Below are 23,919 nucleotides of genomic sequence, written 5' to 3'. Positions count from 1 at the left end.
TTCACCTACGCTTTTTTCTGGCAAGAATTGCATCGTATGCCGCTGCCTGTTCTGCCGCTTTTTTCGTTCTGCCCTTTCCGGTACCGAGCGCTTTCTTTCCGACGCTGACCTGTGCCCAGAAGCTCTTGTCGTGATCCGGTCCCTCTTCTTTTAAGATGGTGTAAACAATCTCTTCATCCGTCTCACCCTGGATCAGCTCCTGCAGAATCGTTTTGCTGTCGTAGAAAAGCTGTTTGTGTTCGATATCGTTTAAGATATAGTTCAGAACGAACGTTTTTGCCGGTTCAAAGCCGCCGTCCAGGAAAATCGCACCGATCGTTGCCTCCATAGCATCCGAAACGATGGAATCGCGGTGACGGCCGCCGGTTGCCTCCTCGCCCTTTCCAAGGAGCAGAAAGCTGCCAAGGTCAATCTCACGGGCACAGAATGCCAGTGCCGGTTCACAGACGAGGCTGGCGCGTTTTTTCGTCATCTCGCCCTCCGGGAGACGCGGGAATGTCTTGTATAAAAATTCGCTGGATACAACTTCCAGCACGGCATCTCCTAAGAACTCCAGACGCTCGTTGCACTCCAGGCGCTCCATATGGTGCTCATTTGCGTAGGAAGAATGGCGCATCGCCATCTCCAGCAGTCCGAAATCCTGAAATTTATACTGGATCTTCTTTTCCAAATCCACGAGTTTATCAATATTATTCATAACCTGTTTTAAGCCTGTCCTTCCTCATAGTTACCGTTTGCAGGTGTTCTGCGGACGGTAACAAAGGGGCTGTCCTGTAGCAAACAGCCCCTTCGCCATTTTCTATTATTCTGCCAGTTTCTTTTTGATCGCTTCCACCGCATCCTCAACCGATACGATGTGCTCTGCTTCTTCTGCTTCGATCTGGATATCAAATTCTTCTTCAATTCCCATCACAATCTGAAATACATCCAGGGAATCCGCTCCCAGATCATCTGCAAAGGTTGTCTCCATGGTTACTTCATTCGGATCTACGTTTAATACATCCGCAATGATCTCCTGTAATTTTTCAAACTCCATCTTTCGCTGCCTCCCTGCTGCTCTTATAGTCTGCCAGATGCTCCTGCACTTTCTGCGGAATCTTCTCCTCGCTGAATGAAATGCACTGGAGAATGGAATTTTTAAATTCGTTGGCTTTTGAGCTTCCGTGCGTTTTTACAACGAGTCCTTTTAAGCCAAGCAGCGGTGCTCCGCCGTACTCACTGGCATCAAAAGACTTCAGTGTCTCTTTCAGCGCCGGTTTCACAAGAAGGGCTCCGATTTTACTGCGCAGAGATGTCATCATGCCCTGTTTTACCTTGGAAATCAGGGTCGCGCCGACGCCCTCATACAGCTTTAAGATAACGTTTCCGACAAACGCCTCACAGACAACAACGTCTGCGGCTCCGTTTGGAATTTCTCTTGCTTCGATACTGCCGACAAAGTTGATATACGGGTTTTCTTTCAGAAGCGGATACGTCTCTTTAACGAGCGCGTTTCCTTTTTCTTCTTCCACACCGATATTCACGATTCCCACACGCGGATTTTTAATGCCGACAACGTGTTCCATATAGATGGAACCCATCATGGCAAACTGCACCAGATGGGACGGTCTTGCATCAACATTCGCACCGCAGTCGATCAGAAGGGATACACCGTCTTTCGTTGGGATCAGCGGAGCCAGCGGCGGGCGCTCTACGCCCTTGATGCGTCCTACGATCGTCTGTCCGCCGACCAGGACTGCTCCGGTGCTTCCTGATGAGACAAACGCGTCTGCCTCTCCGTAGCGCACTTTTTTCATGCCGACAACAATCGAAGAATCTTTTTTGTGGCGGATCGCATTGACCGGCGGCTCTCCCGTCTCAATGATCTCGGTTGCCGGGACGATCTCAACCCGCTCCTTCGGGTACGTATATTTCTGCAGTTCTTTTTCGATGACGTCCACCTGGCCGACCAGCTGGACTTTGACACGTTCATCTGCGTTTACGGCCTCAACGGCGCCTTTTACCGGCTCCACAGGCGCATAATCGCCGCCCACCGCGTCCACTGCAACTCTGACTAAGTCACTCATGTTTTTTCCTCTTTTCTCTTTTCTAAAGCGCGTTTGAAAACTCTTTTTCTTTCAAAAAACCGTTTTCAACCACGCTCTAAAAGCACTTATGCAAGCGCTGTATTAACTATACTAAACTCCTTTGCAAAAATCAAGCACAAATGCCCATCCGCGCTTTCTCCTGTATTCCAAAAAAGCGGGTGGATTTATCTTTCCAAAATCCATCCGCTCTGTTTTGTCTTATTTTTCTTAAGAAACCTTGACTCCGCTCGAATTCATCTCATGACCGTCTATGGTTGTATTCCGTGCCATGACACCGGTATCCGGATCCAGATAATATTCCTCACCATCCTGCGTGAACCAGCCGGTCTGCATCTGACCGTTGTCCGCCAGATAATACCATTCTTCTCCGCTCCAGTACCATCCTGTCACCATGTATGAATTTTCATCAAACACGTACCAATAGCCGTCGATATTCTGCCAGGTATTGGTTGCATAGCTTCCATCATTATTCTGATACTGCCATCCGTTTTCATTCTGAACCCATTTCCCTGCCGGAATTACCGTAACTTCTGTTACCGTACTCGTCGCCATGGAAACGGTATTTCCAACCGTGTTTGTTGCCACAACGTAATAGTAATCTTTGCCCTCCGCCGAAGTATCGACCTGGTATGTCACTTCTGTTGCGCCTTCAATCGGCGTTCCTCCGCCGTTGGAATTTACGTTGTTCTTATACCACTGATATGTTACTGTGCCTTCTCCCGTTATTCCTGCCTCACAAGTCAGCTTTCCAGATGTATTTCCAACGGGAATCTGCAGGCTCTCCACCGGATTTACCGAAAAAACCGGCTTTTCCAGATTGGCATCTACATGAACAGCATCACTGTCCTCTTTTGAAATATCTACGCTGACCGAAGACGAAACCGTCGTCTCAGTTCCCATCATTTTATCCATCAGACTGTCTGTGGAACATCCTGAGAGGAATACTACACTGCACATGCATGCTGCCAGAAATATGATTCGTCTATTCTTCATATGCTTTGCACTCCTTTTTTATAATTGTTACGAAAATGTTGCAATATTGTTTCAATTCTCACCGAGACCATTATAGCACATCACGACACACCACGTCAAATCTTTTATATGACGCTTCCAGACAACCCGCAGAGACAACAAAAAAGCCCCCGGTGACGGGAGCCTTTTGCTGCATTGCACATCGGAACTGATTCCGATTTATGAATATTAGTCCATTGCAACGACTTCTTTTTTGTTGTAAGAACCACAAGCTTTGCAAACTCTGTGCGGCATCATAAGAGCACCACATTTGCTGCATTTTACAAGGTTCGGAGCAGACATTTTCCAGTTTGCTCTTCTCTTATCGCGTCTTGCTTTGGAAGATTTATTCTTAGGACAAATGGACATAGTTACACCTCCTTAAATTTGCTGAATATATCTTTGATTGCAGCCATTCGGGGGTCTAGCCCTGTGGTATCACAATCACAGGTCTGAATATTCAGATTCGCACCACAACGGCTGCAGATTCCTTTACAGTCATCTTTACACAGCACTCGAATCGGCCATTGGACTATGAGTTCATTACGAACCAGTTCTTCCACATCGAGCGCGTCTCCCTCCACAAACGAAGAGTCCTCTTCTTTTTCCTCGCGTTCTTCCTCTGACAGATTCAGATCAATCTGCAGATCGAACTCGAGCTGGAATGGAGTCGCTACCGGTGTCAGGCATCTTGCACATGGAATCTCCATTGTAAGGTCTGCACTGCCGGTGATCGTGATCACACGATTGCCTTCATGCGTAAGACCAAGGATAACAGGATGTTTTTCGATTACCCGATAGTCCTGCCCGCCGATCGAAAAAGTTTCGGATGTAAGCGGAATTTCATACTTTTCGGACTTTCCGTCCTGCGCAAATAACTTGGTCAGACTGATTTTCATATTGTTCTCCTAATCACACTTTACCAATTATACCCGGGAAGGTAAGAATTGTCAACTGCTTTTTGAATTATTTTTTATTTTCCTTTTACTAACTCTACAGTCTCCTCGCAGATTGCGATTTCCTCGTTGGTCGGGATCACGCATGCTGTAATCTTGGAGCCTTCTTTGGTGATGATCTTCTCAACGCCGCGGCAGTTATTTGCCTCAGAATCGAATTCCAGACCCATGAACTCAAATGCTTTGCAGATGGTCTCACGAAGCGGAATAGCGTTCTCTCCAAGGCCTGCGGTGAAGGTGATCACATCTACGCCGCCCATAGCTGCGATGTAGGAACCGATGTATTTGATAATGCGGTAAGCGTATGCTTCCAGACAGTTGATGGCATCCTGATTGCCTGCCTCTGCTGCTGCAGATACATCACGGTAATCGCTGGAGATGCCGGTCATGCCGAGCATACCGGATTTCTTGTTCAGAATGTTCAGAACCTCGGATACGGTCAGGTTCTCTTTGTTGCACAGATACTCAACAAAAGCCGGATCGATATCTCCGGAACGGGTTCCCATGATCACACCTTCGAGCGGGGTAAGGCCCATGGAGGTATCTACACATTTGCCGTTCTTTACAGCGGAAAGGGAAGCACCATTTCCCATATGGCATACGATGATCTTCAGATCGTTGTAGTCTTTGCCAAGGAACTCTGCGGTTCTCTTGGATACGAATTTATGAGAAGTTCCGTGGAAGCCGTATTTACGGATTGCGTATTTCTCATAGTACTCTTTCGGAATACCGTACATATATGCTTTCGGAGGCATGGTCTGATGGAATGCGGTATCAAATACTGCTACGTTCGGAACGCCCGGCATCAGTTTCATGCAGGCATTGATTCCCATCAGGTTTGCCGGATTGTGCAGAGGACCGAGGTCAGCGCACTCCTCGATAACTTTGATTACTTCGTCATCGATGATAACAGAGTTTGTGATCTTCATTCCGCCGTGCAGAACGCGGTGTCCGATGGCATCTACTTCTTCCAGGCTCTTGATGACGCCGCTCTTCTCGTTTACCAGAGCGTCCAGAACCATCTGGATTGCCTCTACGTGTGTCGGCATTGCTGCTTCTGTTACCTCTTTTTCGCCGTTCTTTGGCTCATAAACGAGGCGTCCGTCGATACCGATTCTCTCACAGAGTCCTTTTGCCAGGACGTCACGGTTATCGTAATTGATCAGCTGGAATTTCAGAGAGGAACTTCCGCAGTTTACTACTAATACGTTCATTTCTAAATTCTCCTATTTTAAAATTCTTATTAAAACTTCTGGCCGGCCTGTTCTCCGCAGCCGGCCAGAAAACCGCTTGTAATTGGTTTTATTTCGTGCTTACTGTGCCTGGCACTGTACAGCAGTGATTGCTACAACACCAACGATATCCTCTGCGGAGCATCCACGGGACAGATCGTTGACTGGAGCTGCGATACCCTGCGTCATCGGGCCGTATGCTTCTGCTTTTGCCAGTCTCTGTACCAGTTTGTATCCGATGTTTCCGGCATCCAGATCCGGGAAGATCAGAACGTTTGCTTTTCCTGCTACTTTGCTGTCCGGAGCTTTGGATGCACCTACGCTTGGAACGATAGCGGCATCAAGCTGCAGCTCGCCGTCGAGTGCGAGATCCGGGTTTGCTTCTTTTGCAATTCTGGTAGCCTCAACAACTTTGTCTACATCAGCATGTTTTGCACTTCCTTTGGAGGAGTGGGAAAGCATAGCAACTCTTGGCTCGTTTCCGGTCAGCATGCGGTAGGACTCTGCGGAAGACTCTGCGATTGCAGCCAGCTCTTCCGGATTCGGGTTCTGGTTCAGACCACAGTCACCGAATACGAATACACCGTCATCGCCGTACTCGCAGTCCGGAACTACCATCAGGAAGAATGCGGATACGAGTTTTGTGCCTGGTTTGGTCTTTAAGATCTGCAGGCATGGACGTAAGGTGTTTGCGGTAGAATGGCAGGCACCGGAAACAAGTCCGTCTGCATCTCCCATTTTAACCATCATAACGCCATAATATGTATAGTCATTCAGGATGGTCTCTCTTGCTTTCTCCGGAGTCATGCCTTTCTTTGCACGAAGCTCTACCAGCTTATCTACATAAGCCTGTGTTTTCTCGTTTTTCTCTGGATCTACAATAGTAGCTTTGGAGACATCCAGTCCCTCGCTGCCTTTCTTTACTGCCTCTTCGCTTCCGATGATGATCAGATTTGCAAGGTCCTCTTTCAGGATCTGTGCAGCAGCCTCATATGTTCTTCTGTCTTCTGACTCTGGCAGTACAATTGTTTTTTTGTCTGCTTTTGCTCTTGCTTTAATTGTGTCAATAAATCCCATGATCTTTTGACTCCTTTCGATAAATTTACTCGATATTCTCATTGTAGTACGCTTTTTGCCCTTTCGCAAGTATAAAATTCAAAACAACTGGACAAAAAATCCAAAACGGAGGAATTCTTGCATTCCTTTTCTGTTTTTGTTACGATAGGGCTATGTGATCCGCGGTTCCTCTCTATTTGGAATCGTGCTATTTTTTTCGAAAGAAGGTACGTTTTATGACCATTACCGCAGTCATTGCAGAATATAATCCTTTTCATAACGGCCATGCTTATCAGCTGGCAAAAGCCAGGGAGCTTACCGGGGCGGACTATCTTGTCGTGATTATGAGCGGCGATTTCGTCCAGCGCGGCGCACCTGCGATTCTTGACCAACACGACCGTGCGGAGCTGGCGCTTCTTGGCGGCGCGGACCTTATCTTACAGCTTCCGTGTCACTTTGCACTCGGCAGTGCACAGCATTTCGCACGCGGGGCGGTATCGCTTCTTACTGCGCTTGGCTGTGTCGATTTTCTCTGCTTTGGCAGTGAATATGGAGACACGGCGCCGTTTCTGGAACTCGCTGATGTTCTGCTCCACGAGCCGGAGGAATACCGTGAGCTGCTCTCCGGTCTGCTTCGGAACGGACTTTCCTTCCCGACGGCGCGCGCACAGGCACTTTCCGCTTATTTTTCTGACAGCGCTTCCTTCTCTTCGCTTTCAAAAGAAGAACTTGATACCTTTTTAAAAGAACCAAACAATATTTTAGGCATTGAATACGTCCAGGCACTTCTGCTGTCACAAAGCCGCATTCGGCCGGTAACGATCCGCCGGGAGGGCAGCGGCTACCACGAAGGAGCGCTTTTCACACAGGCACTCCCTTCTGCTACAGCAATGCGGAATCTTCTTTTTTCCAATCCGCATAAGGGTCCGGAACTGTCCGCGCTCGCCTCCTGCATGCCGGAAGCAGTCTATCCCGCTTTCCAGGACGCCGTCACCGCACACGGCCTGCTTTCCAGCGATGATTTCAGCCTGCTCCTCGCCGCGCGGCTCCTCACAGAAACGAAGGAATCCCTTTCCTCTTATCTTGATCTTTCGCCGGATCTTGCCAACCGCATCCTCCGCCAGCGCCACGCATGCTCCTCATTTTCAGAATTCGCCATGCAGCTTAAAACAAAGGAAATGACGTATACCCGCATCAGCCGCGCCCTGATGCATCTGCTTCTGAACCAGAAAACATTGTACCCGGCCGGCTATAACCGTGTTCTCGGTTTCCGAAAAAGTGCCGGTGCATTGTTAAAAGAGATTAGAAGACGTTCTTCTCTGCCGCTCATTGCCAAGGCAGCCGACGCCCCGCGGCTTCTTACCGGCGATGCACTTGCCGCCTTTGAGAGCGATATACAGGCCTCTCTTTTTTACGAGACTGTCCGTTCTCACAAAACAGGGACACCGTTCGTCCATGAATACACAAAAAAGCTGGTTCTGTTATAGAACCAGCTTTTTTCCAGCAGCATCATCTGCCGCTGTGGAACTGTATAGTCCTCCACAAACGGGAAAACATTTTTTGTATCTGCACTTTCTCTTGTAAAGTCAAACTGCATGAAACGCATCTCACCATTCAGTATAAAATTGATCATAACATGATGCATGATGTGTTCTGCTGTTCCCTGTGTGATTGCTTCCATCGTCATCTGCTGTTTTATCCGATTAAGATCATCTATATTGCCAGATGCATAACGCATGAGTATCTTCAAAATCAATGTACAGGATTTCTATATAATGATTTTTAAGAGCTTTTTCATATATTGCAGCCTGAACCGCTTTCTCCAACAACTGAATTCCTCCTTGTTTTCTCATGTACTATTAATGCTTCATAGCACTCCCGCTATAAATTACTTTCATCAGTAATTCCACATCAACAGGCTTAGCAACATGTTCATTCATCCCTGCTTCTTTTGCCCTTATTCTGTCCTCCGTGAACGCATTTGCTGTCATTGCAATGATCGGTATTTTCTTTGCATCCTCTCTGTCCAGAGACCTAATCATCTTTGTAGCTTCATAACCATTCATGACCGGCATCATAATGTCCATAAGAATGACATCAAATTCACCAAGTTCACTATTTCTGAACAGTTCAACAGCTTCCTGACCATCCCATGTTTTTGTCACGTCGGCACCTTTTTTCTTTCAGGAAATCCTCTCTTAGCTGCCCGCCGTTTTCTGTTTCCATTTTAATATTTGTACTCATTTGTCTGGCACTTTCAATGGCACGGAGGAGACTTTTGGATTCCGAAGATTCATTATAATGGGTGTAGTGGAACACTGCACTTTCACATAGTTTACAATCTCCACCATTCTTTTCTCTGCTTCTGCTTTTTCTGCGTGGAAGAAATAAAACAGAGAGACTACAGCTACACAGATTCCTATCAGACCGCCGATCAGCTGGATCCGTTTTTCTCCACCTCCAGATACTTCTGGGGATCATCCAGGTATTTTTCAATGATTTTCAGGGATGTGCCATCCAGACGCATCTCTTCCTGTGTCTGGCCCATCTGCTCACAGATTCCCCTGTCATCCTCTTTTGCAAAAGCAACGCCTATTCCGGTGATCATCAGAGGCTCTTCCAGGATACGGAAGCTTGCATCATAATCCTTCTTATACTGAACGATAGATTCCTCGTGTGCAGCAACCGCATCTACATATCCTTTTCCCAGAAACGTATAGATCAGCTCCCGGTGTCCCAGGATGATCAGATTTCCCAGCTTTGGGATCCTCTCATCCGTCCGGTTCAGAAAGATGCTTTCCGGTTTGGTTGTGGACTGGACAGCGGTAATCGTCAAGACGTCCTTCCATAGAAAAAACAGCCCATGATACAATCAATCTCGCCGCTCTCCACCAGTTCTTTTTTCTCCTCCCAGTTGATCTGGACAACCTTCACCTGTTATCCCATTCTTTTGAATGCTTCCGTAGCCAGTTCTACATCAATTCCTGTCGGTACACCATCCTCATTCAGATAATTGTATGGTGGATAGCTGTCGCTGCCGAGGGTAATAACAGGCTTTTCTGTTTCTTCTTTCGTGTTATCTGTGTTTTTGCACCCTGCCAGGGTGACTGCTAAATATCAAAAGTCCTAATAAAATTACTATAGTTTTTCTTAATTTCAATGAATGATTATGTTTTTGCTTTTACTACCCCTTTTTTGTCAGCAGTTTTGTGATCGCTCTTTTTAATCGCGGAATATCAATCGGCTTTCCAATATGTTCATTCATCCCGGCCTCCAGACATGCTTTCCGATCTTCCTCAAAAGCATTTGCCGTCATGGCAATGATTGGAATCTTTTTGGCATCTTCACGTTCCAGCATACGAATTGCTTTTGTTGCTTCCAGCCCATCCATGACCGGCATCATCACATCCATGATGATGACATCATACTCATCCAACCTGGAATTCTGAAATATTTCAAGTGCCTCTTTTCCGTTTTTCGCTTCTGTAATGTTCAGATGCTCCTCCCCCAGGATTGCATGGGCTATCTCCATATTAATGACATTATCTTCAACAAGAAGCACCCGTTTTCCTGACAGATCCATATCCTGTGAGTAGCTGTCCTTCTGTGAATCATTATTTTCAACCAAATAATCTATCTCAAATGGAACCGTAACCGTAAACGTGCTTCCTACATTTTCTTCGCTTTCCAGTTCTATCGTTCCACCCATCCGTTCAACAATATCTTTGACAATCGAAAGTCCCAGACCGGAGCCACTGAATGTTGTAGTTGACTGTTTGCCTTCCTGCGCAAAAGCATCAAACGCATGTTTTTGAAATTCTTCACTCATACCAAGACCGGTATCTGAACATACAAACTGAAAAACAGCCATATTCCCATCATCCGATAATTCTTCGCAATGAACATTCACTGTTCCATGAAAATGATTGTATTTAATCGCATTGGAAGAAAGATTCATTAAAACCCTGCTCAGATGTACCGGACTTCCAATCAAATATCTGTGGCGGATTGTGCTTGCTTCCACGCCGCCTTCAAATCTTACACCATTCTCATAAGCACTCATTGCAACAACTGTCAGATTATTCCTTAACAGTTCTGCCAGATCAAAGGATTTATGTTCCAACACAAGGGAACCGGATTCCAGTTTGCTGATATCCAGGACATTGTTGATCAGATTTTGCAGATAATCGGCGGACTGAAGTACCTTCTTCCTGCATTCCCTTAACTTGACCACATCATTGTTATATTTTTCAGCGATATGGATCATCCCCACAATTCCGTTTAGCGGTGTACGGATATCGTGGCTCATACGCCGGAGAAAGGCTGTTTTTGAAAGATTCGCGCGATGAGCATCTTCCATGCTTTCCTTAAGCTGTTTCTGATACATGAGTTCCCGTGATTTTTCTTCCGTAATATCTCGTACGACATAAAGCACATCCACAGCGTTTCCATGTGCATCTCTGCTCTTTACAATAAATCTGGCCAGCCGCCATTCTCCGTTTACTCCCATAAATTCAATCGAAACAGAATTCGTATTACGAAGTCTCTCTGTCAATGTATCAAAGTCAAGAAACTCCCGGTATTTTTCTCTCCCTTCCTGGGCGGCAAATGCTGTTGGAAGCCTTTCCATAACATCATCAATTTTCCCCTTTTGTCCAAGGATTTTTTGCACAAGGTCATGGCCTTTCAAAAGCTCATATGTCCGCTCTTTAACATTGGCTTGTACGATTGTTACATACAACGTAGCAATTGCGGCAATAATCTCTGACCTCTTTGTTGCCTCATCAAGAGCCTTTTTCAACAGTACCGTACTTTTCAGATTTTTCCTCACACATCCAAGATGTCCGCCAACATCAGACAGCAGTGTAATGGAAATCTCATTCTGCCTCAAATCAGGATTATCTACCCCGATAAATCCATTCATCTGATGATTGGCATAAATCGGCACCGCAATCAAGGAACATATTTCCTGTGTTTTTAACAATTCATATTCTTCCGGTTCAGAATTTTTTGTCGCTTCCAGATCATGAATCACGATTACTTCCTTGTTTTCAAATCGTTTCACCCAGTTCGGCATCGAACTGACCGGGATTGCCTGAAGGTTATCTATCTCTGGTGCCACTCCATCGGCACACCATTCAAATGTATTGCTCAGACTGTCCTTCTGATCGGTTTCCCAGTCAAAAACATATACCCGGTCTGCCCCTGTATAGTTTCCAATCGCCTGCAACAAAGAGTGAATGATTTCTGACAGCTCCTGCTCATTTTCCACCTGATCCATAAGCGATATCTGATGCAGGATCGTGTCCATACTATGTAATTTTATTTGATAGAGTTCCTGAATCTCTTTTGTTTTCATTTTCTATCCCCCCCTGCAGTAAAACTATTATGGTTACGTCTGTGAAATAACACCGTAAGAAAGGATCCTGCTACGGCAGGATTCTCCGCCTAAACTTATGCAAAAAACTGGTTTTATTATACTCTAACACTTTACTGCACACAAGAAAAACATTACCTTTTAGCGTTAAAAGGCAAAAAAAGAACAGCAACTGTGCCCGAAGTTCCAGTGATGTGTATCAAAAACGGAAATGGACTTTCGGCAGATATATTTTCTTCTGTTTCTCTGTCTTCAGGATCAGATGGAGGAACTGACAAAACAGACACAGACCCGCAATGATAAGATGCAGCTGATGATGGAACAGATCGCGCTGTCCAATAAGAGCAGCCAAAAAGAAAAAACAGATCGGCAAAAAGAATGAAAACAGCTTCCAGATGCCATATCCAGATGTTACCGCTTTGTGCCTGAAAAGTCGAAGTTGAGGAACATCATATTTTGGAGATCTGAAGATCGCAGGGTGCTGGGTACATTACAGGCGCAAGTTCCATGAGGCACTGGAGGTCATACCGAAAGATCTGAGGAAACAGTCTGTTTTGTACCTCATCATGAACCAGATCCGTGCGATTTACCGGGAGGAAGGAAAGCTTTCCGGTCTTTCATCAGACGAACGGACTGCCCATCGACTTTTACATAATAAATTCCGCTGATCCATTTAGATTCCTGCAGCGCTCCGTTCTTATCCATGTAATACCATTTTCCACCGATCTTCTGCCAGCCAGTCTGCATTTTGCCGTTTTTGTTCAAATAATACTTTGTGTTTTCTATGGCGGCCTTCACATCCACATCCGCAGAGGTATTGCTAGAACAACGGCTGCTACCGCTGAAGTTCCCCGTAATAATTCATTTTTTCTTACACTTTTTATGGGTTGCAAGTAAAATTATCAGTATGTAATATATCATACTATACATTCCTTAAAATTACTATTTTTATTTGCGCAGATGGTAAAAAAGCCGGCAGTGATCCTTTCCATTCAGGATCACTGCCGGCTTTTCAGCTGTCTTTTTAGTTTTTAAACGAATGAATCGGAGCCGGGATTCTTCCGGTGCGATTGACGAATGCCTCGCATGAGAAGTTGTTGACCGGCATGATCGGTGCATAGCCGAGGAGGCCGCCGAATTCTACGGTCTCGCCTACGCCTTTTCCGATGACCGGAATCAGGCGGACTGCCGTTGTTTTCTGGTTGACCATACCGATGGCAAGCTCATCTGCGATGATTCCGGAGATGGTCGATGCTTTCGTGTCTCCCGGGATGGCGATCATATCAAGACCTACGGAGCAGACACAGGTCATTGCCTCGAGTTTTTCAATGGTCAGTGCGCCGTCGTTGACTGCGTTGATCATACCCTGATCCTCAGAAACCGGGATGAATGCGCCGGAGAGACCGCCGACATAGGAAGATGCCATAACACCGCCCTTTTTCACCTGATCGTTCAGAAGCGCCAGCGCCGCTGTCGTTCCCGGTGCACCTGCGTGCTCGAGGCCGATCTCCTCAAGGATATCCGCAACGGAATCTCCGATCGCCGGAGTCGGTGCCAGGGAAAGGTCAATGATACCAAACGGAATGTTCAGCCGTTTCGAAGCCTCCTGTGCAACGAGCTGTCCGACACGCGTTACCTTAAACGCCGTCTTCTTGATCGTCTCGCAGAGTACCTCAAAGTTCTCGCCGCGTACTTTTTCCAGAGCATGTTTGACAACACCAGGGCCGGAAACGCCGACATTGATGATGGCATCCGCCTCGGTTACGCCGTGGAAAGCGCCTGCCATGAACGGGTTGTCGTCCGGTGCATTGCAGAAAACAACGAGTTTTGCGCATCCAAGGCAGTTGTTCTCTTTGCTTGCCTCCGCCGTCTTCTTGATGATCTCACCCATCAGTTTGACAGCATCCATGTTGATACCGGTTTTAGTGGAGCCAAGGTTGATGGAGCTGCAGACAAAATCCGTCACAGCCAGTGCCTTCGGGATAGAACGGATCAGAAGCTCATCTGCTGTCGTCATACCTTTGCTTACCAGAGCGGAATAGCCGCCGAGGAAATTGACGCCGACTTCTTTTGCCGCACGGTCCAGAGTCTGTGCAATCGTCACGAAATCCTCCGGCGTTCTGCAGGCTGCTGCGCCGACTAAGGCAATCGGGGTAACGGAAATTCTCTTGTTTACAATCGGAATACCGAACTCGCCCTCGATCTCCTCACCTACGGAAACCAGATTTCTGGCAGTCGTCGTGATTTTGTCGTAGATTTTGCGGTTCAGCTTGTCAAGATTGGAGTCGATACAGTCCATAAGACTGATTCCAAGGGTAATGGTACGAACGTCCAGATTCTCTTTTTCGATCATCTCGTTCGTTTCCTTTACTTCAAACAGATTTATCATGTCGTTTTTCTCCTTCGCTTTAGATACGGTGCATCATATTGAAAATATCTTCATGCTGGCAGCGGATGACAACGCCGATGGAACTTCCAAGCTTCTCCAGATCTTTTGCAAGCTCTGCGTTGGATTTCTCGCTCTTGGAGACGTCCGTTACCATCATCATGTTGAAATATCCCTGCACAATCGTCTGAGAAATGTCTTCGATGTTTACCTGGTTCTCTGCCAGATAATTACATACCTTTGCGATAATGCCCACGGTGTCCTTGCCTACGACAGTGATAATTGTCTTCTTCATGTTTCCATTCTCCTTTTTCTGGTTTTATGTCAAAGCCCCGGAAAAACCGGTAATGGCGGCCTTGCGAAAAACATGGTATGTAGCTCTAAAAATGTATATTTAAACCTCAATTAACGGTGATACTTCGCTTCTTTTAGCGACAGCGAGATGAAAATCACCCGAGTGATACGGATTATCACCCGTTGTGACCTCGCAGGCCACGGTTTCAAAGGCCAGTGCCTCATAATTATTTTCCTTGCTCAGATGGCCGAGCAGCACTTCCTGCAGATTGTCGTGCAGAATCTCGCAGAGGAGATGGCCTGCCGCCAGGTTTGATAAATGGCCTTTCGCCCCGGCGATCCGCTGTTTTAACGGATACGGGTACGGTCCGACCGCAAGCATGTTCTCGTCGTGATTTGCCTCTAACAAAACGGCATCCAGCCCGGTCAGATTCTGAACCGTGTAATCGCTGTAAACGCCAAGATCCGTCGCAATCGCAATCGATTTCCCGCCGGATTCCATGCGGTAGCCGACCGGCTCTGCCGCATCGTGGGAGATCGTAAACGGATGTACGGCGATATCACCCAGCGTAAACGTGTCATCCGCGTGAATCGTGTGGAAAATCCCCTCCGGGAACTTTCCAAGGCTCTTCGTCTGCTGCATCGCCTGAATTGTTCCATCCGTTGCGTAAATCGGAATACCATACCGGCGCGCCAGCACGCCAAGGCCCTGGATATGATCGGAATGCTCATGTGTCACGAGAATGCCGTCCAGCTCCTTCGCGCTGCGATCGAGAACAGCCAGCCCCGCCTCCACGCGCTTTCCGCTGATGCCCGCATCGATCAGAAGGCTTGTGGTCTCGCTTCCCGCGAAAATGCAGTTTCCGCTCGAACCACTTGCAATACTACAAAGTTTCATATTTTTTCATCCTATGGTCTAACTGTTTTTTTGTTTCCTCAAAATCGCCGCTGTTGTCGATTTCAAAATCGCAGTGGCTGCTGAATTCATCCTCGGAAAGCTGATTTGCCATGATTTCGCGAACTTTCTTCTCGGAATAGCCGCGTCCTTCGATCAATCGCTCCTTCCGGACTTCTTCATCCGCATAAATATACCACAGTTCATCACAAATTTCATCATATTTTTCTTCGATTAAGAGTGCGGCCTCCACAAAGACGTATTCCGTCCCTGCTTTTTCCGCGGCTGCAATGGCTTTTTTGATATACCGTTTTACCGCCGGATGAACGATCGAATTCAGGGCTTTTAACTTTTCTTCGTCCTGAAAAACGATCTCAGCAATCCGTTTCCGGTCAAGTTCGCCGGTCTCTGTGGTGATCTGTCTGCCGAACAGCTTCACAATCTCTCCATAGCATTCGCCGCCCGGCAGCATCACAAGGTAACCTGCCTCGTCCGCCTGGATCACCGTTGCATCATAATTCTGTCCAAGGTACGTGAGCACTTCGCTTTTTCCAGCGCCCACGCCGCCTGTAATTCCAAAAACTTTCATTCTTTTGTATCCTTTCGCTCCTGGTATGAGTGCGCTATTTCGCCTCGTACCAGTTGTTTCCTGTGTGCATATCTATCTCGAGTTTGACAGCCAGATGTGCCGCCCCGGTCATCTCCTCTTCCAGGATCTGTTCTGCCTTTTCGAGCTCGTCTTCCGGCACTTCCAGCAGCAGCTCATCGTGTACCTGAAGAAGAAGTCTGGTCTTTAACTGCTCCTCTTTCAGCCGTTTCGCCACGCGGATCATCGCTATTTTAATAATATCCGCCGCCGTTCCCTGGATCGGCGCATTCATCGCAACGCGCTCGCCGAATGACCGCTGCATAAAGTTGCTCGATTTCAGCTCCGGCATCGGCCGTCTGCGTCCGAACATCGTCACGGAATAGCCTTTCTCTTTGGCATCCTCCACGCAGCGGTTCAAAAACTCATGGATACCCGGATACGTCTCGAAATACTGCTGGATATAGGCCTCTGCCTCTTTCCGGCTGATGCCGAGATCCTGGCCCAGACCGAACGAACTGATGCCGTATACGATACCGAAGTTGACCGCCTTCGCATTTCTTCTCTGCAGCGGTGTTACCTCTTCAAGCGGCACATGGAACACTTTCGATGCCGTCATGCGGTGGATATCCTCCGCCTCGCGGTACGCCTCGATCAGGTTTTCATCGCCCGACATATGGGCCAGCACGCGGAGCTCAATCTGGGAATAGTCGGCATCCAGAAAGACACAGCCAGGCTTTGGCACGAAGGCTTTCCGGATCAGACGGCCAAGCTCCATCCGCACCGGAATGTTCTGCAGATTCGGATCGGTACTGCTGATGCGGCCGGTCGCGGTGATGGTCTGGTTAAATGTCGAATGGATTCTTCCATCTTTCCCGATCACGGCCTGCAGACCGTCGGCGTACGTCGATTTCAGTTTGGCAAGCTGGCGGTACTCCAGAATATCGGCAACAAGTTTGTGATCCGGTGCGAGCTTTTCGAGCACATCGGCGGCAGTGGAATAACCCGTCTTGGTCTTTTTGCCGCCCGGAAGCTGCAGCTTTTCAAACAGAATCACGCCAAGCTGCTTCGGGGAATTGATGTTGAACTCCTCGCCGGCCTCCTCGTAGATCTGTGCCTCCAGCTCTCCGATCCGCTCCGCCAGCTCAGCTCCGTAAACGGAAAGTGCTTCTTTTTCTGCGGCGATTCCATCCGCTTCCATCTGACGGAGCGTAAACACCAGCGGAATCTCCACATTCCGGTACAGATCCCACATGCCCTGCTCCTTCAGCAGCTTTTCCATGTTTTCCTGTGCGGCAAATACAGCATACGCCTGATGACCTGCATACGACTCCTGCTGTTCCGGCGTCATCTTTCCTGCGGCCGGAATCTTGCTTCCGCCGAAGATCTCTTCCACTGCCGGCACATAGCGGTGTACGTACTCTTTTACGATATCATCGTACGAATACTGTGATTTCAATGGATTTAATAAATACGCGGCAATTCCGGCATCAAACAGATGGGCTTCATCGGCGTCCGGCATATCCTTCAGAAATTCTTTTCCGTCCATGACGCAGAAAACCGGAATCTGCTTCTGCAGCTCAGTCAATTTTTCTTTTAAATAATCTCCGGTCAGGAAACCTTCTGCTGGGAAGTAAACAACATCCGGCTCTCCGCTTCCATACGCAACTGCCATACCGACAAGTGAACGGCTCCGATCTGCCATCGGTCCGTCCTTCGGGGTTTCTTCTGTCAGAAGAGCGGCTCCTGCCTTCTCCTCCTTCGCGATGGTTCCAAAGAGTTCTTCCGCCTCGGAAAAATCCGTTACGGTGCGCAGAAAGACGGCATCCTCTGGTTCTGCATTCGTCTCCTCGAAGCGGCCCAGCAGGTTTTTAAACTCCAGACGTTTGAACATCTCATACGCTTTTGGTGTATAAAAATTCGAGAGTGCCGCTTTTTCACGGTCGAGCTCCACCGGCGCATCGGTATCAATCGTTGCAAGTTTTTTGCTTAATTCCGCCAGATCATAATGATCACGCATCGCCTCTTTTGCCTTGTTCGGTTTGATCTCCTCGAAATGTGCATGCGCATTTTCCAGTGTCTCGTACTGCAGCAGGATTTTCGTCGCGGTTTTCTCGCCGACACCCGGCAGACCCGGGATATTGTCTGCGGTATCGCCCATCAGCGCTTTCAGATCGATGATCTGTTTCGGGAGAAGACTGTATTTTTCCAGCACTTCTGCCGTGTGGTAATTTTCGATCGTCGTCACACGCTTCACGGTCTTTGGAATCCGGATCAGAATGTGGTCCGTTGCAAGCTGCAGCAGATCGCGGTCTCCAGATACGATCGTAACTTCCATCCCTTCCGCCTCGCATTTGCGGCCGAGCGTTCCTAAGATATCATCCGCCTCATAGCCCTCTTTTGTAACAATCTCAATGTCCATTGCTGCGAGCACTTCCTGGATCACCGGGACCTGTTCGCGCAATTCCTGCGGCATCGGCTTTCTCGTTCCCTTGTACTGGTCATACATTTTGTGGCGGAATGTCGGTGCATGGAGGTCAAACGCCACGGCAAGATACTGCGGCTGCTCCTCATCGAGAATTTTAAACAGAATATTCAGGAATCCATATACGGCGTTCGTGTGCAGTCCTTCTGCATTGGACAGATCCGGTATGCCGTAAAAAGCCCGGTTCAGAATACTGTGTCCGTCCAGTAATACGATTTTATCACTCATAATAATCCTTTCAGCCAGGGTAATTCTATCACTTCAAAATAGTGCAGAGCCAGGAGCACCAGAAACAGAACGAGAATCAGCATCAGCACCCGGAAAAACGTATCTTTGTACCGGCGGTGTCTCGCTTCTTCCTCTTTTTTCTCCAGATCGCGTTCCAGAAGTCCTGTCAGATTGTAGGAATCGGGCGCGTCATCCTCGAAATATGCCATCGCACGGTTCACAATAAAATATGTCTCCAGTTCCTCGTGGCATGTATGGCATTTCCGGATATGGGAAATAAACGGTTCCATCTCTTTCTCCGGCATATTTCCCTGCACGTATGGCTGTATTAATTTTTCTGCTTCTTTACAGTCCATAAAATCCTGCTCTCCTTTTGTATCCGGCCAGTGTTTTTCTCTGGCCGTTTTTTCTGCTATCTACCATCATACACTATTTTCTTATAATTTAAAAGAGACAACCCGCCGAAAATGGGTTGTCTCTTGTTCTCTTATAAGATAACTGTTTTCTAGTGGATTTCCATTATGCACGGACAATGTTCGGGGTCTCTTTTCCTGCCTCGAAATCCAGCGCATTCTGCAGTGTGGTCTCTGCAATCGCACGCAGTGCTTCCTCGGTGAAGAATCCCTGATGTGAAGTGATCATAACGTTCGGGAAGGACAGGAGACGTGCTGTGGTGGAGTGCTCCAGAATCTCATCGGAACGGTCCTCGAATACGTTCGGGGTTTCCTCCTCGTATACGTCAAGGCCAACGCCGAAGAATTTTCTTGCACGGATTCCCTCGATCAGGTCGTCTGTCTTTACCAGACCTCCGCGGGACGTATTGACCAGGATCACGCCGTCTTTCATCTTTTTGATGCTCTCGCGGTTGATCATGTGGTATGTGCTGTCCATCAGCGGGCAGTGCAGGGAGATCAGATCACTCTGTGCCAGCAGTTCATCAAGAGTTACGTACGTAACAAAATCTTTTAAGGATTCATTCTGGTATACATCGTAAGCAATGACTTTCATGCCGAAACCGCGGCAGATTCTTGCCATAGCCGCACCGATTTTTCCGGTTCCGACGATTCCGGCGGTCTTCTGATAGAAGTTAAATCCCATCAGTCCGCCCAGGCTGAAGTCGTTTTCTCTTACTTTCGTATATGCTTTGTGCATGTGGCGGTTGACCGTCATGGCCAGTGTCATCGCATGCTCAGCTACAGCCTCCGGGGAATAACCCGGTACACGGCGTACATCAATGCCGTATTTTGCAGCTGTCTTTAAATCTACGTTGTTGAAGCCTGCGCAGCGCATCAGGATCAGCTTGACGCCTGCCTCATGCAGTGCTTCTACGGTTTTTGTTCCGACATCGGAGTTTACGAAGGCGCACACGGCATCGTAGCCCTTTGCCAGGGAAGCGGTTCTTGCAGCAAGTCCGGTTTTTAAATATTCCACTTCAATTTCCGGAAACTGCTCTTTGGTTCGGTCGAAAGATTCTCTGTCGTAGCTCTGGGTATCGTAAAATAAAATTTTCATAATGTTTTTCCTCCTCGCTTTGCGGTCATCTTATTGTTCCCGCTTACAGGTATTACTATACTTCATTGTTAAAACTTTGTCAATGTATTATTTGTTAAAATTTTATCAATTAGTAAATTTATTTTCAACATCTTTCACAACAGTACAAATTTACTGGATCACCTCGTCCAGGAACCGGGACGGCTCGACTTTCTTTTCAAACCGTTCCTCCACATAACAGAGCGTCAGCTCTTTCCGGGCGCGCGTCATTCCGACGTAGAACATCCGCCGCTCCTCCTCGATCGCCTCCGCAAGGACTGCTTTCTGATACGGCATTACGCCCTCGTTGACGTCAAGAAGATAGACCTTGTCGTACTCGAGTCCCTTGACGCTGTGCAGGGTGGAAACCATAACTCCTTCCGCACTCTCTGCGCGCTGCTTCTGTTTTTCCTTCATCTTCTGCTGGTATTCCTCAATATGTGCAAACCAGCCCTCGATGCTTTTCTGGCTCTTTGCCGCCTCCTGCAGCTCGTCCAAAACGGAAATCAGATCATCCTCTTTCAGATGGCGGTATGCAGCATATTCCTTCACATACTGTTCATAGCCGATCGCATAGCGGATGTAATTGACCGCGCCGAACGGCGATAAATGCGTCAGTGTCGTGATATCCTGCTCCAGTTTGCGGATCCGCTGGCACATCCAGTCTTTTTCTTCGTAATATTCCAGAAGTGCATCGAACGAAACAGTCGCCTCCTCAAAGGCATCCCGCGACAGATAACGGTTCGGGCGGTTGGCAATCTTTAAAAACTCGCCGCGCTTCCGGCTTCCCATCGCAAGATTCAGATACGTCAGCAGATCTTTCGCAATCCAGTGGTCATAGAGATCCGGCAGGGTATCCCGCATCTGGAACGGGATCTGTGCTTCCATCAGTTCCTCTATTGCTGTCCGGCAGCCAAGATTCGTGCGGAACAAAAGCGCCATCTCTTCATACGGACAGCCGTTTTTCTCCGCCTCCCGCAGCTCCTCGGCAACGGCACGCATCTCCTCGCGCGGGTTCTTATATCCCCGGATTGCAACCGGAGCGCCTTTCTCGTTGTTGGTGGAAATCACCTTTTCATACCGCTTTTTGTTGTGGTGGATCAGGCATTGGGACCGCTTCACGATAAATTCCGTACTACGGTAATTTTTATCGAGCACTACCTGCGCCGCGCCCGGGTAATCTTTCGGAAAATTCAGCATGATCTCCGGCTTGGCCCCGCGGAACTGATAAATCGACTGATCGTCATCCCCGACAATAAAGAGGTTATTTTCCGGCAGCGCCAGCATCCGCACAATCTCATACTGCACGGGGCTGATGTCCTGAAACTCGTCAATCAGGATATACTGAAATTTCTGCTGCCAGGCGCGGAGGACCTCCGGCCGCTCCAGAAAGAGACGTTTGCACTGCACCATCAGATCGTCGAAATCGAGTTTTTTGTTCTCCTTCCGCCATTTCTCATACGCCTCATAGATTTCGCGGAACTTTTCCTGCGGCATACAGGCGGAATAGTAATGTTCCAGCGGGATCTGATTGTTCTTCACAGTGCTGATTTCGCGCGCCAGATTTTCCTCGAGATCCTCTTCCTCCAGGTCTCTGGCATAGTGGTTGACCAGCTCGCGCATCAGCCGCTTTTTCTCTTCCTCGCTTAAAATATTGTTGCCGGACATGCGGTACGTATGGCGCAGAATCGCGTAGAATACCCCGTGGAACGTTCCAAAGGTGACCTGGGTACTCGTCTTTCCCATCGCCTTCAAATACCGCTCCTTCATCTCTTTTGCCGCCGCACGCGTAAATGTTACGACAAGAATACGAGAGGCGGAAATGCCGCTCGTTACAAGCTGGCAGGTCCGCCCCGTAATCACTGCGGTTTTCCCCGACCCCGGTCCGGCAAGGACCATCATGGGGCCGGTGGTATGCATCACCGCTTTTTTCTGTGAATTATTATATATCATTTGGATAATTTCTCAATCGCTTTGTCGATGCGGGCAAGAGACTCCTCTTTTCCCAGAACCTCAAGGATTTCCGTTGCGCCGGCCGGTGTCATCTGTTTTCCGGAAAGAGCGGTACGGATCGGCCACATAATATAACCGGTCTTGTATCCTTTTTCTTTTCCGAATGCGCTGAGCATCTCAAAGAGAGCATCATTGCTGAAATCTTCCTGCGCTGCCAGCAGCGGTTTTACTTCCTGAAGAAGTGCAAGGGAGGTCTCCTCGTTTGTCTTCATCTTTTTGTGAGTGTACATCGAAGCGTCGTACTCCGGAACTTCCTCGAAGAAGTCGATGAGGTCTGCAATATCCGGGAATACTTCGATTCTTGTTTTTACCATGGCTGCAATTTTCTTAAAATCGAGCGGACGGTGGATTGTCTTCTGGATATACGGAAGCGCCATCTCATAGAACTTCTCGTCGTCCATTGCCTTCATGTACTCGCCGTTCATCCAGCGGAGTTTTGTCATATCGAAAACGGCCGGAGATTTGCTGATGTGGTGGTAATCGAAGATTTTTACCAGCTCCTCGAGAGAATAGATCTCGCGGTTTCCTTCCGGGCTCCATCCAAGAAGGGCTACGAAGTTGACAATGGCATCTTTTAAGAAGCCCTGATCGATCAGGTCTTCATAAGAAGAATGGCCGCAGCGTTTGGACAGCTTCTGATGCTCCTCGTTGGTGATCAGCGGACAGTGTACGTAAACCGGAACTTCCCAGCCGAATGCCTCGTAAATACGGTTGTATTTCGGGGATGAGGACAGATACTCATTACCGCGGACAACGTGGGTTACACCCATCAGATGGTCGTCGATGACGTTTGCGAAGTTGTAGGTCGGATATCCGTCGGATTTGATCAGGATCAGGTCTTCCAGCTCCTCGTTGTTTACGGTGATGTCTCCGTAGATCTCATCGTGGAAGGTTGTGGTTCCTTCGGTCGGCATATTGAAACGGATGACGTACGGTTTGCCGGCTGCCAGATTGGCCTCTACTTCCTCTTTGGAAAGACCAAGGCAGTGTTTGTCGTAGATCGAGATTTCTTTTCCGCCTACGTTACGCTTGCACTGGCTCAGGCGCTCTGCGTCACAGAAGCAGTAATAAGCGTCACCCTGCTCTACCAGCTGTTTTGCGTATTTCAGGTACAGACCTGCTGCATTACGCTCGCTCTGTACGTACGGGCCGCAGCCGCCGTCTTTGTCCGGTCCCTCGTCGTGTACCAGGCCGGTCTCTTTTAAGGTACGGTAGATGATATCAAGTGCGCCTTCCTGGAAACGCTCCTGGTCGGTATCCTCGATACGGAGCATAAAGGTTCCGTCATCGTGTTTTGCGATCAGATACGCATACAGGGCAGTACGCAGATTTCCTACATGCATCCGGCCTGTCGGGCTCGGTGCAAATCTTGTTTTTACATTGCTCATTTTTCTTTTCTCCTGATTTCTGGTTTTTCTGGAACAATCCTTTTGTCTGTTCCCTTCCACCATTTATTTAGAATGGAAAACAGCCCGGCGTTTCTTCCGAGCTGCACCATCCTTCCACTTTTGCCAGCGGCAATGCTCTTTTTCAGACCTCTACGCCGTGCTGTTTCAAATATTCCATAAAGTCGCCGACGGTAGAAAGGTCTGTCAGTTCGTCGGTGTCGATTTCAATTCCGTACTCGTCTTCTAATGCCATAACCATCTCGTAGAGATCCAGGGAATCTGCACCCAGGTCATCTTTAAAAGAGGTATCTTCGTTGATGCTGTCTGCATCACAGTTGAGCTGTTCTACTAAAATTTCTTTTATCTTTTCTAACATTGTTCTGCTCCTTTCTGCC

Annotated in this window: 23 protein-coding genes and 2 pseudogenes; 2 read left to right on the top strand and 23 right to left on the bottom strand. The window is 48.0% G+C overall.

From position 1 onward, the window contains the following. Position 1: 1 nt before the first annotated feature. The 8 genes from rnc to pta all read right to left on the bottom strand — a co-directional run bounded on the left by rnc (position 2) and on the right by pta (position 6,363). Positions 2-697, bottom strand: a complete 696-nt coding sequence (gene rnc, locus DWW13_RS10735) for a ribonuclease III (protein WP_055267346.1) — start codon at positions 695-697, stop codon at positions 2-4. Positions 698-802: 105 nt separating this feature from the next. Then, positions 803-1,036, bottom strand: coding sequence for an acyl carrier protein (gene acpP / locus DWW13_RS10730; protein WP_022462732.1), 234 nt, complete (start codon positions 1,034-1,036; stop codon positions 803-805). Beyond that, positions 1,026-2,066 carry a phosphate acyltransferase PlsX gene (gene plsX, locus DWW13_RS10725; RefSeq protein WP_118720069.1) on the bottom strand — a complete coding sequence of 347 codons (1,041 nt, stop codon included), beginning with the start codon at positions 2,064-2,066 and terminating at the stop codon, positions 1,026-1,028. The genes acpP (DWW13_RS10730) and plsX overlap by 11 nt, the downstream gene beginning before the upstream one ends. Positions 2,067-2,294: 228 nt before the next feature. Continuing rightward, a complete protein-coding gene (locus DWW13_RS10720; protein ID WP_118720067.1) occupies positions 2,295-3,080 on the bottom strand; it encodes a hypothetical protein in 786 nt (261 codons plus the stop codon). Between the two features lie 207 nt (positions 3,081-3,287). Next, positions 3,288-3,467 carry a 50S ribosomal protein L32 gene (rpmF, locus tag DWW13_RS10715; protein ID WP_022462729.1) on the bottom strand — a complete coding sequence of 60 codons (180 nt, stop codon included), beginning with the start codon at positions 3,465-3,467 and terminating at the stop codon, positions 3,288-3,290. Between the two features lie 2 nt (positions 3,468-3,469). After that, positions 3,470-3,997 (bottom strand): YceD family protein, encoded by a 528-nt coding sequence (locus DWW13_RS10710; RefSeq protein ID WP_117761778.1) that lies wholly within the window; start codon positions 3,995-3,997, stop codon positions 3,470-3,472. Positions 3,998-4,071: 74 nt separating this feature from the next. Beyond that, positions 4,072-5,268 carry an acetate kinase gene (locus DWW13_RS10705; RefSeq protein ID WP_022462727.1) on the bottom strand — a complete coding sequence of 399 codons (1,197 nt, stop codon included), beginning with the start codon at positions 5,266-5,268 and terminating at the stop codon, positions 4,072-4,074. A gap of 99 nt (positions 5,269-5,367) precedes the next feature. Then, the gene (pta, locus tag DWW13_RS10700) at positions 5,368-6,363 is read right to left on the bottom strand and encodes a phosphate acetyltransferase (protein ID WP_022462726.1); all 996 of its coding nucleotides are present in this window, start codon (positions 6,361-6,363) and stop codon (positions 5,368-5,370) included. Between the two features lie 215 nt (positions 6,364-6,578). Here pta and DWW13_RS10695 point away from each other — a divergent pair, with 215 nt between their 5' ends. Beyond that, the gene (locus DWW13_RS10695) at positions 6,579-7,829 is read left to right on the top strand and encodes a tRNA(Met) cytidine acetate ligase (protein WP_118720065.1); all 1,251 of its coding nucleotides are present in this window, start codon (positions 6,579-6,581) and stop codon (positions 7,827-7,829) included. Here DWW13_RS10695 and DWW13_RS10690 read toward each other — a convergent pair. The 4 genes and pseudogenes from DWW13_RS10690 to DWW13_RS10675 all read right to left on the bottom strand — a co-directional run bounded on the left by DWW13_RS10690 (position 7,772) and on the right by DWW13_RS10675 (position 11,701). After that, on the bottom strand, positions 7,772-8,080 hold the full coding sequence (locus DWW13_RS10690; RefSeq protein WP_147398325.1) for a hypothetical protein: 309 nt from the start codon (positions 8,078-8,080) through the stop codon (positions 7,772-7,774). The genes DWW13_RS10695 and DWW13_RS10690 overlap by 58 nt on opposite strands. Before the next feature lie 121 nt (positions 8,081-8,201). Then, positions 8,202-8,507, bottom strand: coding sequence for a response regulator (locus DWW13_RS10685; RefSeq protein WP_416822167.1), 306 nt, complete (start codon positions 8,505-8,507; stop codon positions 8,202-8,204). A 269-nt stretch (positions 8,508-8,776) separates the two neighbouring features. After that, positions 8,777-9,502: pseudogene (locus DWW13_RS20175) on the bottom strand (substrate-binding periplasmic protein). 24 nt (positions 9,503-9,526) lie between these two features. Further along, the gene (locus DWW13_RS10675; RefSeq protein WP_118720061.1) at positions 9,527-11,701 is read right to left on the bottom strand and encodes a hybrid sensor histidine kinase/response regulator; all 2,175 of its coding nucleotides are present in this window, start codon (positions 11,699-11,701) and stop codon (positions 9,527-9,529) included. A 479-nt stretch (positions 11,702-12,180) separates the two neighbouring features. On the opposite strand from DWW13_RS10675, the pseudogene DWW13_RS10670 reads away from it, so the two are divergent. Further along, positions 12,181-12,363, top strand: a pseudogene (locus DWW13_RS10670) (IS66 family transposase); the annotation flags it as partial. Here DWW13_RS10670 and DWW13_RS19755 read toward each other — a convergent pair. The 11 genes from DWW13_RS19755 to acpP (DWW13_RS10615) form a co-directional block, all read right to left on the bottom strand. Beyond that, a complete protein-coding gene (locus DWW13_RS19755; RefSeq protein ID WP_055267335.1) occupies positions 12,284-12,517 on the bottom strand; it encodes a hypothetical protein in 234 nt (77 codons plus the stop codon). The pseudogene DWW13_RS10670 and the gene DWW13_RS19755 overlap by 80 nt on opposite strands. Positions 12,518-12,743: 226 nt before the next feature. Beyond that, positions 12,744-14,108, bottom strand: coding sequence for a PFL family protein (locus tag DWW13_RS10660; RefSeq protein WP_022462720.1), 1,365 nt, complete (start codon positions 14,106-14,108; stop codon positions 12,744-12,746). 19 nt (positions 14,109-14,127) lie between these two features. After that, entirely contained in the window at positions 14,128-14,400 is a 273-nt protein-coding gene (locus DWW13_RS10655) for an ACT domain-containing protein (protein WP_118601355.1), read from the bottom strand. A 99-nt stretch (positions 14,401-14,499) separates the two neighbouring features. Next, complete coding sequence (locus DWW13_RS10650) at positions 14,500-15,297, bottom strand: MBL fold metallo-hydrolase (RefSeq protein WP_055218850.1); 798 nt, start codon at positions 15,295-15,297, stop codon at positions 14,500-14,502. Continuing rightward, the gene (coaE, locus tag DWW13_RS10645; RefSeq protein WP_022462718.1) at positions 15,284-15,883 is read right to left on the bottom strand and encodes a dephospho-CoA kinase; all 600 of its coding nucleotides are present in this window, start codon (positions 15,881-15,883) and stop codon (positions 15,284-15,286) included. Before coaE ends, DWW13_RS10650 begins: the two co-directional genes overlap by 14 nt. A gap of 34 nt (positions 15,884-15,917) precedes the next feature. Further along, the gene (gene polA / locus DWW13_RS10640) at positions 15,918-18,593 is read right to left on the bottom strand and encodes a DNA polymerase I (protein WP_118720059.1); all 2,676 of its coding nucleotides are present in this window, start codon (positions 18,591-18,593) and stop codon (positions 15,918-15,920) included. After that, the gene (locus DWW13_RS10635) at positions 18,590-18,949 is read right to left on the bottom strand and encodes a zf-HC2 domain-containing protein (RefSeq protein WP_022462716.1); all 360 of its coding nucleotides are present in this window, start codon (positions 18,947-18,949) and stop codon (positions 18,590-18,592) included. The genes polA and DWW13_RS10635 overlap by 4 nt, the downstream gene beginning before the upstream one ends. Positions 18,950-19,112: 163 nt before the next feature. Further along, complete coding sequence (locus tag DWW13_RS10630; protein WP_022462715.1) at positions 19,113-20,105, bottom strand: 2-hydroxyacid dehydrogenase; 993 nt, start codon at positions 20,103-20,105, stop codon at positions 19,113-19,115. A 150-nt stretch (positions 20,106-20,255) separates the two neighbouring features. Next, entirely contained in the window at positions 20,256-22,076 is a 1,821-nt protein-coding gene (locus tag DWW13_RS10625) for an ATP-dependent helicase (RefSeq protein ID WP_118720057.1), read from the bottom strand. Continuing rightward, complete coding sequence (gene gltX / locus DWW13_RS10620) at positions 22,073-23,524, bottom strand: glutamate--tRNA ligase (protein ID WP_022462713.1); 1,452 nt, start codon at positions 23,522-23,524, stop codon at positions 22,073-22,075. The genes DWW13_RS10625 and gltX overlap by 4 nt, the downstream gene beginning before the upstream one ends. 142 nt (positions 23,525-23,666) lie before the next feature. Then, on the bottom strand, positions 23,667-23,900 hold the full coding sequence (gene acpP / locus DWW13_RS10615; RefSeq protein ID WP_022462712.1) for an acyl carrier protein: 234 nt from the start codon (positions 23,898-23,900) through the stop codon (positions 23,667-23,669). Positions 23,901-23,919 lie beyond the last annotated feature (19 nt).

The organism is Blautia sp. AF14-40 (genome assembly GCF_003479665.1).
Classification (GTDB): Bacteria; Bacillota; Clostridia; order Lachnospirales; family Lachnospiraceae; genus Fusicatenibacter; species Fusicatenibacter saccharivorans.
The sequence above is the reverse complement of the archived record's forward strand: the minus strand, read 5'-3'. Positions and strand labels throughout refer to the sequence as shown.

What these genes read in the sequence shown, in the direction of transcription:
- rnc (WP_055267346.1), bottom strand. Translation starts at nt 697, where the DNA reads ATGAATAATATTGATAAACTCGTGGATTTGGAAAAGAAGATCCAGTAT.
- acpP (WP_022462732.1), bottom strand. Translation starts at nt 1,036, where the DNA reads ATGGAGTTTGAAAAATTACAGGAGATCATTGCGGATGTATTAAACGTA.
- plsX (WP_118720069.1), bottom strand. Translation starts at nt 2,066, where the DNA reads ATGAGTGACTTAGTCAGAGTTGCAGTGGACGCGGTGGGCGGCGATTAT.
- DWW13_RS10720 (WP_118720067.1), bottom strand. Translation starts at nt 3,080, where the DNA reads ATGAAGAATAGACGAATCATATTTCTGGCAGCATGCATGTGCAGTGTA.
- rpmF (WP_022462729.1), bottom strand. Translation starts at nt 3,467, where the DNA reads ATGTCCATTTGTCCTAAGAATAAATCTTCCAAAGCAAGACGCGATAAG.
- DWW13_RS10710 (WP_117761778.1), bottom strand. Translation starts at nt 3,997, where the DNA reads ATGAAAATCAGTCTGACCAAGTTATTTGCGCAGGACGGAAAGTCCGAA.
- DWW13_RS10705 (WP_022462727.1), bottom strand. Translation starts at nt 5,268, where the DNA reads ATGAACGTATTAGTAGTAAACTGCGGAAGTTCCTCTCTGAAATTCCAG.
- pta (WP_022462726.1), bottom strand. Translation starts at nt 6,363, where the DNA reads ATGGGATTTATTGACACAATTAAAGCAAGAGCAAAAGCAGACAAAAAA.
- DWW13_RS10695 (WP_118720065.1), top strand. Translation starts at nt 6,579, where the DNA reads ATGACCATTACCGCAGTCATTGCAGAATATAATCCTTTTCATAACGGC.
- DWW13_RS10690 (WP_147398325.1), bottom strand. Translation starts at nt 8,080, where the DNA reads ATGCGTTATGCATCTGGCAATATAGATGATCTTAATCGGATAAAACAG.
- DWW13_RS10675 (WP_118720061.1), bottom strand. Translation starts at nt 11,701, where the DNA reads ATGAAAACAAAAGAGATTCAGGAACTCTATCAAATAAAATTACATAGT.
- DWW13_RS10660 (WP_022462720.1), bottom strand. Translation starts at nt 14,108, where the DNA reads ATGATAAATCTGTTTGAAGTAAAGGAAACGAACGAGATGATCGAAAAA.
- DWW13_RS10655 (WP_118601355.1), bottom strand. Translation starts at nt 14,400, where the DNA reads ATGAAGAAGACAATTATCACTGTCGTAGGCAAGGACACCGTGGGCATT.
- DWW13_RS10650 (WP_055218850.1), bottom strand. Translation starts at nt 15,297, where the DNA reads ATGAAACTTTGTAGTATTGCAAGTGGTTCGAGCGGAAACTGCATTTTC.
- coaE (WP_022462718.1), bottom strand. Translation starts at nt 15,883, where the DNA reads ATGAAAGTTTTTGGAATTACAGGCGGCGTGGGCGCTGGAAAAAGCGAA.
- polA (WP_118720059.1), bottom strand. Translation starts at nt 18,593, where the DNA reads ATGAGTGATAAAATCGTATTACTGGACGGACACAGTATTCTGAACCGG.
- DWW13_RS10635 (WP_022462716.1), bottom strand. Translation starts at nt 18,949, where the DNA reads ATGGACTGTAAAGAAGCAGAAAAATTAATACAGCCATACGTGCAGGGA.
- DWW13_RS10630 (WP_022462715.1), bottom strand. Translation starts at nt 20,105, where the DNA reads ATGAAAATTTTATTTTACGATACCCAGAGCTACGACAGAGAATCTTTC.
- DWW13_RS10625 (WP_118720057.1), bottom strand. Translation starts at nt 22,076, where the DNA reads ATGATATATAATAATTCACAGAAAAAAGCGGTGATGCATACCACCGGC.
- gltX (WP_022462713.1), bottom strand. Translation starts at nt 23,524, where the DNA reads ATGAGCAATGTAAAAACAAGATTTGCACCGAGCCCGACAGGCCGGATG.
- acpP (WP_022462712.1), bottom strand. Translation starts at nt 23,900, where the DNA reads ATGTTAGAAAAGATAAAAGAAATTTTAGTAGAACAGCTCAACTGTGAT.